The organism is Paenibacillus pasadenensis (genome assembly GCF_023715725.1).
Lineage (GTDB): Bacteria > Bacillota > Bacilli > Paenibacillales > Paenibacillaceae > Paenibacillus_O > Paenibacillus_O pasadenensis_A.
Window position 1 is genome coordinate 71,743 of sequence record NZ_JAMBOT010000013.1, and the last position, 11,590, is coordinate 83,332.

Consider the following 11,590-nt stretch of genomic DNA (forward strand, 5'->3'; position numbering starts at 1 on the left):
AACAAGATCCGTATGCGACAACTTTCTGGAATCGATACCAGAACAACTGAAAAAAAGAACACTTATCATCTGCTTACCATCATTACAACATACTGGAATCGATACCAGATTGCAATTTGTTCATGATATCGCTTTCAGGAATGTCATTGTGGTCAGTATAAACCTTGTCACTTCATTTGACAACCCTTCACATGTTTTTTTGGTAAAGCCGCGAGCTCGGCTCGCGGCCTCCAGCATAATTCAGATCGTTCCCCAGGCAAGCGTACCCTTATGAATAACCGCCACCCGTTCCGCTCTTCTTGCTACAGCCTCCGCCGAACAGCTGGCTTTCACAAGAACGATGCTGGCTTCATCCCCGGCTGCAGGCCACACCTGGTTTCCCTGAGCATCAAGCGGCGTAATACCGCGTGTAATGTATTGAAGCGACTGAGACAAGCCAAGCTCATTGCTGCGGCCATACAGCTCCGCCAGCCTGCCGACCTTTTCCAAATTGTCGCCGTTGCCGAATGGAGACCAGTGATCCGTAACGCTGTCCGTGCCGAGCTCAACCCGCACGCCGTCGGCGGTTAGCATCGGAATCGGCATGTGCAGCTTTCCGATCGGCAGAGCGGAAGCGACGCTGATGCCTAGCTTGCCGAAACGCTGTGAAAGCGCCTGGATCTCTTCTTGCGGATTGGCGGCAAACGCAAACGCATGGCTGACGGTAACTCTCCCCTGCCAGCCGGCTCCATCCGTTAAATCCGCGACCCGTTTAAGCGTGTTTAATCCTGCTTCCCCTGAATCATGAACATGCAGGTCAACGCCGGCTCCCGTTTCGACCGCGATATCAAACAGCTTTTGCAACGAGCGCTCGATATCCCCGTCAATTGTGGCAGGATCAACCGAACCGACAAAATCCGCTCCGTTTAAAACGGCTTCCTTCACGCTAGCAGCAGAATCGGACAATAACAGCCCGTGCTGGGGGAACGCCACCAGCTCCGCTGTTACTTTGCCCTCATAGCTGGAGAGGGCGGCTTTGGTCGCTTCCAGCAAACGAAGCCCGCTCACCGGATCGATATTAACGTGGGATCTGACATGGGTTGAGCCATGCGACAGCAGCAGTTCAAGCAGCTTCTCGGCCCGTTCCCGGGACACCGAAATCAGCTCTGGAAGCAGCTCCCGTTCTTGCTGCAGCCGGTCAAATATCGTCCGGGCCGGGCGAACGGCCTTCCACGGGCCGCCATAAAACGTTTTGTCCAAATGAATATGCGCGTCTTTAAAGGAGGGCAGCAGCAGCAAACCTTTGGCGTCATACTGCGGAAGCTCGTCTGCAATTACGGCGCTGCCCGCCTCAATTTCTTGAATTTTCCCGTCTCCGATGCGGATATGAAACAACTCGGTCAAAGTGCCCGTCACGTTGTTTTCCTCAACCTCATATCCGGTTTCCAGCTTCACATTCGTTAACCAGTATGCTCCGTTCAATGAATATCCTCCTCAACAATTTGCCGATGCGTGAGCAAAGATTTGCCGCCTCTGCTCATAGACGGCGTGCCTAACAAGCCGAACCGATACAAATGCCAGTTCGACGACGCTGCGGGATTAGGATATAAGACGGGCTCTATGATTGCAATCGCCGATCCGCTTTTTCTAACGTAAATCCCTACGTACAAACACCTAAATTAAGCGGCTCTGGATATTTGCCCTTACTGGATACTGTCCCAAGGAATATATCAAATCATACCCAAAGAATATTTGCAGGAGGTGGGGCTATGTCTAGAGCGTTAGGACTGGAACATAAACGTCTAGCCCAGTCATATGGAAAAATTCCGATTCATTTCGAGTTAAATGCGGGCCAGTCGGATTCCCAAGTCGCTTATCTGATGAAAGCCCGGGGGGCAACCTTTTTTTTCACGCCGTCTCATGTTGCAATGATGTTTGCCAAGCCGATTGAGGCTGAGGCCGGTGACAAAAAGAAACGGTGCGAGAGCTGGGGGCTGCGGATGTTTTTCTCAGGCTCAGATTCCGAACCCGCCATAAACGGCCTCGAGCTGCTGCCCGGCACGAAGAACTATATCCTCGGCGACGATTTTTCAGAGTGGCATACCGACATTCCCACTTTTGAAAAAGTGAAATACACCGGTATCTATCCGGGAATAGATATGGTTTTTTATGGAAACGAAAACTTGCTGGAGTTTGACTTTATCGTTGCTCCCGGAGGAAATCCGGCAAACATTGCGCTGAATTTCGAAGGCGCCGATTCCATTGAGATTGAAGAGGGCGGGAATCTTGTCGTCACCGCTAACGGCCATCCGATAACATTGCAAATGCCTTTTATTTATCAGAGTTTGCCAGATGGAAAACAGCAGTTGAACGGACAGTACGTGCTCCTGGAAGGAAATCAAGTCGGCTTCAAATTAACCGAAGAATATAATGCGGCTCTCCCTCTCGTTATCGACCCCGTACTGGCTTACTCCACTTACTTAGGCGGCTCTTCATTAGACGATGGAAATGCGATTGCCGTCGACTCAAGCGGGAATGCCTATGTGACCGGTCAAACATTTTCCATGGACTTCCCGACCCAGGCAGCTCTTCAGCCAAGCAATGCCGGTAATGGAGATGTGTTTATAACAAAGCTGAGCCCCGCGGGAAATACGTTGATTTATTCCACCTATCTAGGCGGCACCGGAAACGACTCGGGTAATGCCATCGCAGTCGATGCAGCGGGTAATGTTTATGTGACGGGGACCACGGGCTCCGGCAACTTCCCCACGATTAACGCTTTTCAAAACGTCGCGCCGCCCAACGGTAATGCATTTGTGTTTAAGCTAAATCCTGCCGGCAATCTGCCGCTTTATTCCACTTATCTGGGTGGAGAGTTTGTTGACGAAGGCTTCGGCATTGCCGTGGATTCGCTGGGAAACGCATATGTAGCCGGAGTTACCACTTCCTCTGACTTTCCCATACTAAACGCCTTTCAATCCACCTATATCAGTCAAGCGGCATTTTTGACCAAGTTTAGTCCTGCCGGCAATACGCTCGTATTCTCCACCTATTTTAGCGGTCCGTTTGGCACCCTCAGTTATGGCACCGACGTTGCCGTAGACGGCTTCCAACAAGCATATCTTATGGGATCGACCAGTGGCGGATTGCCCACTTCCGCAAACGCGGTTCAGCCTGTTTACGGCGGCGGAAACCTGGATGCTTATGTGGCCAAGTTCAACGTTGCCGGTTCCGCTCTTGTTTACTGTACCTATATTGGAGGCAGCGGCGGTGAAATTGGCGAGAGCATTGCCGTAGATTCTTTTACGAATGCTTACATTACGGGCTCAACGGACTCCGCGGACTTTCCTACGTTTAATCCCGTTCAATCTGCTCTGGCCGGGTCGGATGATGTGTTTGTAACTAAACTCAATCCATCCGGAACGTCTTTCATCTATTCAACTTATCTGGGCGGCTCCGGAAGCGATGAAGGCTTTGGCATAGCGACGGATACAGTAGGAAACGCCTATATCACGGGCGTTACGCAGTCAGCGGATTTCCCCGTAGTAGACTCTATTCAAGGCTATTCCGGTTCGGGCGATGTTTTCGTCACCAAAATGACCTCTTTTGGAACATTTATTTACTCCACCTATCTGGGAGGATCGAATTTTGATCGGGCCTTCGGCATTGCCTCCGATTCGGCAGGCAGCGCCTATATAACGGGCCAGACTTCATCCTCAAACTTTCCCGTCTTGAATGCCTTTCAACCGACTTATAGCGGAAATGGCGATGCTTTTGTATCCAAAATTCTCGATACTGCTGTTGTGCCTACTGGAACTACAGGACCAACTGGCGCTACGGGCAGCACGGGGGCAACAGGAGCAACGGGCAGCACGGGGGCAACAGGAGCAACGGGTAGTACAGGTATTACGGGAGCGACAGGTTTAACGGGGATTACTGGAGCTACTGGCGTTACAGGAGCGACGGGCTTTACAGGTGCTACTGGCGTTACCGGATCTACGGGCGACACCGGCTTTACGGGGCCAACGGGAGCGACTGGTTTTACCGGGGTGACAGGGTCGACGGGCTTTACAGGTGCTACTGGCGGGACCGGAGCAACCGGCGCAACCGGAGTTACTGGCGCTACCGGCGTGACTGGAACAACCGGCGCGTCTGGCGTTACAGGTACGACAGGCGTTTCAGGAGCAACAGGCAGTACTGGGCTCACGGGGGATACTGGTGCGACGGGTATCGCTGGAGCTACCGGTGCAACAGGAGCAACGGGAAGCAGCGGTGTTACCGGGTCTACTGGAGCGGCAGGTGTTACGGGAAATACCGGGCCAACAGGCCCAACCGGAATCACTAGCCCGACAGGCGCAACGGGCAGCACCGGCGCAACCGGCGTTACCGGACCAACGGGACCGTCTACTGGCGTCACTGGGGTTACCGGACCAACAGGCGGCACCGGTATTGCAGGACCGACAGGCGCAACAGGTGCAACCGGGACAGCAGGAGCAGGCGTTACCGGACCGACAGGGCCAACAGGCGCTTCCGGATCAGGACCAACCGGGCCGACGGGACCGTCAGGTGATCCCGGTGCGACTGGCGCAACCGGTCCTGCTGGGCTGGGTGTAACAGGAGCGACCGGACCGGCCGGACCAACCGGTCCCCCATCGCAGGGAGTGCCGGGGCCCACCGGAGCGACAGGCGCAACCGGAGCCCCTGGGGCTACAGGCGCGACGGGGCCTCAAGGAGACGGTCAAGTCATTAATTACAACATTATCAACATCAACAATAGCTTCAACCACACCGCCCCCAGAAAAACATGCCATCCAAAAAGACCAATTCCTTGCCGCGAGCCTTTAAGACCGGTCTCCAATCCTTGCGGGCTCCGGCGTGCAATCGAGCTTCGTAATTCGATTCGAATTACGCCAATGCCGACAGCCTCTCTCCAGTTTCTGACCTATGAATCTGACAAATTGGTTGCGCAAATTAAATTCGGCAAATGCAGCAGCGCTAAAACGACGATTAGATTGATGAAAAAGCGCGTTCAAGCATTGCTGTGTAGCGGCCGCATCTCCTCGCGGAATGCCAAAAAACTGCTGCTCCTGCTCTCATCGCTCTACCGGCAGCTTTAATTGCATTGCCAAAGCCCTCGTCATCCAAATGGACGGCGAGGGCTCTTTATTGTTATTGAGCCTTTTCAGAGGCAGAAAGATCTATATGCTGCTCTCCCCAAACGCGCATAGCGTCCAGGACGGGCCGAAGCGACCAGCCATAATCAGTAAGCGAATAAATGACCTTTGGCGGAATCTGCTCAATTATTTCCCTTCTAACCACATTGTCCTGCTCCAGCTCGCGAAGCTGCTGGGTAAGCATTTTTTGCGTAATTCCGGGCACAAGCTTTTTCAGCTCGCCAGTCCGTTTTTCTCCATCAATTAAATGACACATAAGAACGACCTTCCACTTGCCTCCGATCACATCAAGCGTAGCCCCGACGGGAATCGCATACCCCATTAAAGCCCCTCCTCCGTTCATAGTTACTTTTTAGTACCTACGTTACTTGAAAGTACGTACTTATCAAATTCGTATGAATGGTTTTATAATAACACTCGTAAGCAAAAAGTAAAGTTAATTACAAATCAATAATCATTTATATAGGGAGGATTATTATGAGTCAGTCAGCCGCATTATCCGCCACTAAAACAAAAGAAAATCCAAAGAAAGGAATATGGTCATTAATTGCTCTTGCAATCAGCGCTTTCGGTATCGGTACAACGGAATTTGTGCCTGTCGGGTTGCTTGCATCGGTTGCAGACGACCTGAATATCGGCATTACATTAGCCGGTCTGCTCATTTCCGGTTATGCCATCGGCGTAGCGGTCGGCGCTCCGATTCTGACCGCGTTGACCAACCGCATAAGCCGCAAAACGCTGCTAATGTCGCTCATGGTCGTTTTCATCATCGGCAATATCATTGCAGCTATAGCTCCTACATTTGAGCTGTTAATCGTGGCGCGTTTTATAACCGCCTTTTCACACGGCGTCTTCTTCTCCATCGGTGCAACAATTGCCGTTCAGCTGGTCGCGCCTGAGAAAAAGGGCAGCGCCATTGCGATGATGTTTACCGGTTTGACGATTGCTACAGTAACTGGCGTACCGCTCGGTACCTTTATCGGCCAAGCCTTCGGCTGGAGAGCAACCTTCTGGGGCGTAGCCCTGCTTGGCGTCATTTCGATTATGGCTCTGTTCATTTTGATTCCAAAAAACCTTAAACAGTCTCCGCCGGCAAAGTTCTCGGACATGATCCGCATTCTTTCCAACGGTCCTCTTGTTCTCGGTTTTCTGATTACCGCTCTTGGTTACGGCGGAACGTTTGTCGCATTCACTTACCTCACTCCGCTGCTGGAAGATGTGACGGGCCTTAGCTCTGGTTTTGTCAACGTTCTGCTCATTGCATACGGCGTTGCCGTGGCCTTTGGTAACTCTGTCGGCGGCAAGCTGGCCAACGGGAATCCGATCCGCGCTCTGTTCTGGATGTTCGTTGTGCAAGCTGCGGTTCTGATTTTGCTCACATTCCTGATTCCGTTTAAAGTAGCCGGCATCATCGGCATTCTGCTGATGGGCGTCTTCGCCTTCATGAACGTGCCTGGCCTGCAATTGTATATTGTTCAGCTAGCCGAAAAATATGTTCCTTCCGCAGTTGACGTTGCTTCCGCTCTGAACATTGCCGCCTTTAATGTCGGCATTGCTGTCGGCTCGCTTGTCGGCGGGGCCGTCATTGACTCCATCGGACTTGTGCATACGCCTTGGATCGGCGGAATTATGGTTATCCTGGCGGTTGTGCTAGCCGGAATCTCCGCTAAACGGAGTAAATAAAAGGTTTAGGAAGGAGTTTGATGTCCATGTTTGAGCAGCATCAGACTTACGGACGGACGTACAAGGAAGGCGAACTGACGCTTGGTCTGCATATTCCGCTGGAAAATTACCGGATGAACACACCGACGATGCAGGATACGGTTGAGCTGGCGCGGGCAGCAGATGGCTACGGCTTCACCGCATTATGGCTGCGCGATGTCATTCTGGAGGACCCCCATTTTGGGGATCCGGCCGTTGGCCAGATATATGACATTCTCATCTATGCGACTCTTTTGCTCAGCCAGACCGAAAAAATCGCGATCGGCACATCTGCGCTTGTGCTTCCGCTCCGCCATCCGCTGCGGCTTGCCAAAGAGATTGCAACGATAGAGGCGCTGTTTCCCGAAAGGCTCATCATGGGCGTTTCGTCCGGGGACCGGCAAGCCGACTTCAAAGGGCTGGGCGTTGATCATCCGAGCCGGGGAGAGCAGTTCCGCGAGGCGCTGGCTTTTTTGGAAAAAGCGCTGTACGAGCATTATCCGTTCATTGATTCCCGGTACGGGAAGCTGGAGCAAGCCACGCTTGTGCCGAAGCTGCAGCAAAAAATTCCGACGATGATTACCGGCATGGCCCAGCAGAATATGGAGTGGCTTGGCCGCAACGGCGACGGCTGGATGTACTATCCGCAAGGCACGCTCCGGCAAGCCGAACTGATTCAGGCTTGGCGGGACTCCGCTGCCGCGCAAAACAAGACGGCATTCCGGCCGTTCTCGATGCCGATGCATGCTGGAGAAGTACAAAGGAATCGGCGTAAATCATCTCTTTTTTGCGCTATTTGACAGCGAGCGGCCCGCCGGTGAAGTGATTCACGAGCTGGGCGAGTATGTGCTGCCGCATTATCAGCCGCATGGCAAATAACCATTTATTCAGGAGGTACTAACCGATGAAATCACTTCAAGATACAATTGCGCTGAACCACGGCAAACCTTTTCCAAGACTAGGCCTTGGCGTGTTCCAGGTAGAGGATGGCGATACGGTCATTAAGGCCGTCGAGGAGGCCATCGTGCTTGGATACCGCCATATCGACACCGCCGCCATTTACGACAATGAAGAAGGAGTCGGTGAAGGCATCCGCCGCGGGCTGGAGCGCACTGGAATTAAACGCGAGGACTTATATATAACATCCAAGCTCTGGAATGCGGATCAAGGCTATGACAGCGCGCTTGCCGCGTACGAGACAAGCGTTCGGAAGCTGGGACTGGACCGTCTTGACCTCTACTTAATCCACTGGCCTGTTGAAGCCAAATTTCCGGACAGCTGGCGAGCGCTGGAGCATCTCTACAACAAAGGGCGCGTCGGCGCTATCGGGGTGAGCAACTTCCACATTCATCATCTGGAAAAGCTGCTTGTTAACGCCATGGTGAAACCGGCAATCAATCAGGTAGAGCGCCATCCAAGGCTGGTGCAGAACGAGCTGAAGGATTATATGGACCGGAACGGCATTGCCGCTGTCGCTTGGGCTCCGCTGATGCAGGGCCAAATTCTGGACGAGCCGACTGTTCAGGCTATTGCCGCCGCCAAGGGCAAATCGGCCGCTCAGGTTGTTCTTCGCTGGCAGCTGCAAAGCGGCTGGGCGACGATTCCGAAGTCGGTTCATCCCGAGCGCATCCGTTCCAACTCGGAGCTGTACGATTTCTCTCTGTCGGAAGCGGAAATGGCCGCAATTAACGCGCTGGACCAGCATTTGCGCGTAGGCCCGGACCCGGACAATTTTGATTTTTAACGTTTTTCCGATACCTGTTTGAGTTGAGAATCAAAAAACAAGATCAGCTCGCTCGAAGGACGGATGCCCAATTCCCGGCCAAGCACCTTGACGAACCCGGTGTAGACGGCGTTCAGCCCCTTCTTGTCTCCATTGCAGGCATGGATCGCCATGAGCATACGAACAGCATTTTCGTCCAATGGATTGCGTTCATTCAGCTTAAGCAGCAGCCGGGAGGCGGTTACCGTATCCTTCATTTCGATCAGCGCTTCCGCAAGTCTAAGGACGAAGGAGGCGTGCATAGCCGAGTAACGCTCGGTCTCATGAATCGCCCACACATAGGCTCTATCACCAAAAAGCTCACCGGTGTACAACCGTTCCGCCTGCAGAGCCGCCTCTATATTACCCTCGTGAATGACGCGCAGCTCGCCTGTCTTTCTTGCAAATTCCATATAATCCGTGGCTGGCTCATGCTGCAGCTCAAGCGCATAGCCGTCATTTTCCGAGCGCAGCGCATCCCGCAGACCTAGCGGCTCCAATGACTTGCGCAGCTGATAAACGGTCGTATTCAGATAGCTGTCTGCGCCGCTCCCAGCAAAAATATCGGCGACCAGCCGGGAGCGGGGAATTCTTTTGCCCCGGTGCAGCAGCAGGTAGGCAAACAGCTCCGTGCATTTGCGGGAAATCCATTTGACGCGCCCAGCCTCGGTGCTTACGGCAACATCCCCCAGCATCGTTAAGATGACGGTGGGCGTGCCGGCCTGCAAGCCGGAGTCCTTCACCGTCTCTTCCGTGCGAGATGGAATTCTCCGGTGTTTGAGCGCACGGGAGACTGCACGCTGCAGCCTTTCCTGGGTAACCGGCTTCACCAAATAGTCCAGCACGGATAAGTCGTACGCTTCCAGGGCGTACTCTTTATGCGAGGTCACGAATACGAGCTGCGCCGCACAACCGGCTGCCTCCATCCGCGCCGCGAACTCCATCCCCGTCTCGCCCGGCATGGACAAATCCACAAACGCCAGCTCCACATCGGGATTCTCGCTCAAAAAAGCGGCGGCGGATGATGTATTCGTAAACGCGCCTGCAATCTCGATTTCGGGAAGCTTCAGCAGCATCTTGCTCATAATGAGATGCATAGCCCGCTCATCGTCAATCAGAATAACCTTCATCTCTCTCCTCCTTTCCTTCCGAATCGTTATACCCCGCCGCCTCCGGCAAGGAGAAATAAAAGACGGTGCCCTGACCGGGCTCGCTTGTGAACCACAACCGGCCGCCTTGAATGCGGATAAACTCACGGGTCAACGCAAGGCCGAATCGCGTATCGGCCGCGTCGTCCCCAGGTACAGGAGCTTTAAGAATCGGCTCCTCCAGCAGCAGCAGCTCCGCCGTACGGTCGTCGATGCCGATGCCATTGTCGCGCACGGACACAACAATCATGCCGTCTTTGCGCTCAGCACTGATGAGAACGCTGCCTCCAATGCCGGTATATTTGATTGCGTTGGACAGCAGATTGCGCAGAATCAGATCCAGCATTTCTTTGTCGGCCTGCACGGTCAAATGCTCGTTGATTTGATCCGCCAAATGAATCGTTTTCATGGCAGCTTTTGCGCCGGACAGCATCAAAGCTTGACGCACAACCTGATGCACGTTCCAGCCCTGCGGATGAAAGGACACTTTGCCATTCTGGCTGCGGTACCAGTCCAGCAAATTCTCTACCAGCTGGAAGGTGCTCTGCACCTGGCCTTTCAGCTCGCGAACCAGCTCCGTATGCTCAGCATCCGCAGCGGACAGCTCATCCTCCAGCAGCTCCGTCAGACTGACCAGCAGAGCGATAGGATCACGGATATCATGGGCGACAATGGTGAACAGCTTGTCTTTGAACGCGTTCAGCTCGGACAGCTGGCGAGCGTTCTCGCGCAGGCGTGCCTCGCTCTCCTTCAGCTCCGTAATATCGTTGAACAAAATTATTTTGCCGATCGGCGTGTTTCCGTTGTCATAGATGAGAGAGAGGCTGCATGTATAATACATCTGCCGCTCACCCCGCTTTCGGCTGAACGGAAACCGCTCGCCGGAGACGCCGTCCGCCAGCGCAAGCCGAAGCAGCTCCTGGCTGTCCGGCAGCACATCGGCCATCGGAGCCGGATACCGCTTGTTCTGCGCAAGCTCCGGCATGACCTGCTCCGCGGCCCGATTGTAGCTGACGATCCCATTATCGTAATCAAGCAGGATAACGCCGTCCCGAATCGTCTCAAAGACGCGGGCCATCGCCAGCGGCGTAAGGCGAAGCAGATTAAAACGGAGTATGCCCCAGGCGTATGCGGCTCCCGATATTGCAAAGCCGAATGGCGTAAAGTCGATGCTCGTCCCTGTCCACAAAATCAGATTGAGCAGCATCGGTGCTACCGCGCCAAGCAGCAGCACCCCAATTTGTTTGCGCACTACCGGAAGCGCCCGGATATACATCGGAATAAACAGCGCGATTCCGGTTATTAACACGGCGTAACTGTACGCGGCATGAATGTTGTACCACGGCCCTTTCACCGTGTTATACAAGGACAAGGGAGATTCCTCATTCAGGTAATACTGCTCGTAAACCAGATGATGCCAATCGTTGGTGAGATGAAGGAGGAACACAAGGAAGGGGAGGGCAAAAAGCAGCACGGCCAGTCTTTTTCGCCAGCGGGGGGCCGCTCCGGTAAATTGAATGACCTGATACAGCCAAAGCGTGCATACAAAAGGAATCCCGATATATTGAATCTGAAGGGCCAGCTTCACTCCGCCGAGGGTGCCGCTCAGCACCTCCAGACCGTATCCGAACGAATAAAAAGCCGCCGCCAGCATGATGAGCACCATCGTTCTGGCAACAGGCAGCCGGCGCTTGCGGTAGGACAGGAAAGAGACAAACAGCATAAGCGCCGTAGCGGCAAAAAGCATAATCGACATGCCATATTTAATGTCCATATCCGCGCGTCTCCCCTGACCTTCAACTAAGCAATGCCCGGCTTCCCCATAT

7 protein-coding genes and 1 pseudogene are annotated in these 11,590 nt (G+C 53.6%); 4 read left to right on the top strand and 4 right to left on the bottom strand.

Translation table 11 applies throughout. From position 1 onward, the window contains the following. Positions 1–240: 240 nt before the first annotated feature. A complete protein-coding gene (locus tag M3223_RS20840) occupies positions 241–1,461 on the bottom strand; it encodes an amidohydrolase (RefSeq protein WP_251565208.1) in 1,221 nt (406 codons plus the stop codon). A gap of 287 nt (positions 1,462–1,748) precedes the next feature. On the opposite strand from M3223_RS20840, the gene M3223_RS24365 reads away from it, so the two are divergent. Then, positions 1,749–5,096 (top strand): SBBP repeat-containing protein, encoded by a 3,348-nt coding sequence (locus M3223_RS24365; protein ID WP_285891391.1) that lies wholly within the window; start codon positions 1,749–1,751, stop codon positions 5,094–5,096. 52 nt (positions 5,097–5,148) lie between these two features. Here the strand turns inward: M3223_RS24365 and M3223_RS20855 are convergent, their stop codons facing one another. Beyond that, positions 5,149–5,475 (bottom strand): winged helix-turn-helix transcriptional regulator, encoded by a 327-nt coding sequence (locus tag M3223_RS20855; RefSeq protein ID WP_251565210.1) that lies wholly within the window; start codon positions 5,473–5,475, stop codon positions 5,149–5,151. A gap of 155 nt (positions 5,476–5,630) precedes the next feature. Between M3223_RS20855 and M3223_RS20860 the strand changes: the two genes are divergently transcribed. The 3 genes and pseudogenes from M3223_RS20860 to M3223_RS20870 all read left to right on the top strand — a co-directional run bounded on the left by M3223_RS20860 (position 5,631) and on the right by M3223_RS20870 (position 8,598). Further along, a complete protein-coding gene (locus M3223_RS20860; RefSeq protein ID WP_251565212.1) occupies positions 5,631–6,836 on the top strand; it encodes an MFS transporter in 1,206 nt (401 codons plus the stop codon). Positions 6,837–6,856: 20 nt separating this feature from the next. Next, a pseudogene (locus M3223_RS20865) lies at positions 6,857–7,733 on the top strand (LLM class flavin-dependent oxidoreductase). Positions 7,734–7,758: 25 nt separating this feature from the next. Then, on the top strand, positions 7,759–8,598 hold the full coding sequence (locus tag M3223_RS20870) for an aldo/keto reductase (protein ID WP_251565214.1): 840 nt from the start codon (positions 7,759–7,761) through the stop codon (positions 8,596–8,598). Here M3223_RS20870 and M3223_RS20875 read toward each other — a convergent pair. Together M3223_RS20875 and M3223_RS20880 are read right to left on the bottom strand one after the other, a co-directional pair. Next, the gene (locus M3223_RS20875; RefSeq protein ID WP_251565216.1) at positions 8,595–9,746 is read right to left on the bottom strand and encodes a response regulator; all 1,152 of its coding nucleotides are present in this window, start codon (positions 9,744–9,746) and stop codon (positions 8,595–8,597) included. The genes M3223_RS20870 and M3223_RS20875 overlap by 4 nt on opposite strands. After that, positions 9,727–11,538, bottom strand: coding sequence for a sensor histidine kinase (locus M3223_RS20880; RefSeq protein ID WP_251565218.1), 1,812 nt, complete (start codon positions 11,536–11,538; stop codon positions 9,727–9,729). The genes M3223_RS20875 and M3223_RS20880 overlap by 20 nt, the downstream gene beginning before the upstream one ends. Positions 11,539–11,590 lie beyond the last annotated feature (52 nt).

Excerpts from the sequence above, each read along its gene's own strand:
- M3223_RS20855 (WP_251565210.1), bottom strand. The coding sequence starts at position 5,475 with ATGGGGTATGCGATTCCCGTCGGGGCTACGCTTGATGTGATCGGAGGC.
- M3223_RS20875 (WP_251565216.1), bottom strand. The coding sequence starts at position 9,746 with ATGAAGGTTATTCTGATTGACGATGAGCGGGCTATGCATCTCATTATG.
- M3223_RS20880 (WP_251565218.1), bottom strand. The coding sequence starts at position 11,538 with ATGGACATTAAATATGGCATGTCGATTATGCTTTTTGCCGCTACGGCG.
- M3223_RS24365 (WP_285891391.1), top strand. The coding sequence starts at position 1,749 with ATGTCTAGAGCGTTAGGACTGGAACATAAACGTCTAGCCCAGTCATAT.
- M3223_RS20870 (WP_251565214.1), top strand. The coding sequence starts at position 7,759 with ATGAAATCACTTCAAGATACAATTGCGCTGAACCACGGCAAACCTTTT.
- M3223_RS20860 (WP_251565212.1), top strand. The coding sequence starts at position 5,631 with ATGAGTCAGTCAGCCGCATTATCCGCCACTAAAACAAAAGAAAATCCA.